At 56.0% G+C, this 309-nt stretch carries 1 pseudogene; it reads right to left on the reverse strand.

What is annotated here, in order from left to right:
• Positions 1-126: 126 nt before the first annotated feature.
• Positions 127-309: pseudogene (locus F6X42_RS43185) on the reverse strand (transposase); the annotation flags it as partial.

The raw sequence follows: 309 nt of genomic DNA on the forward strand, positions 1-309 counted from the left end.
CTCGAACCCTGCTGCTTCATGCTTGCAATCGTCATGCGTTCTTCAGGCTGCAGTTGTTGGTAACTTCTTTTTTGCATTGGCACACCTTACACGAGCAAGGTGTTGCACTTCAAATTTGATCGCGCCCAGCTTCTCCGGCGCGATGCTCGGCCGACCTCCCTTGATGTCGGCCTCGTACATCTCGGCAAACACCCGATCCATCTTAGCCAGCGCCTCGTTCGCCATGACGCGAATCGAGCGCAGCGGATGCGAGGTCGGAACGAAATCGTCCAGCTTGCGCACGGAAAACAGACTCTCGGTGAACGTGTC

Source organism: Paraburkholderia podalyriae (genome assembly GCF_014397785.1).
Taxonomy (GTDB): Bacteria; Pseudomonadota; Gammaproteobacteria; order Burkholderiales; family Burkholderiaceae; genus Paraburkholderia; species Paraburkholderia podalyriae.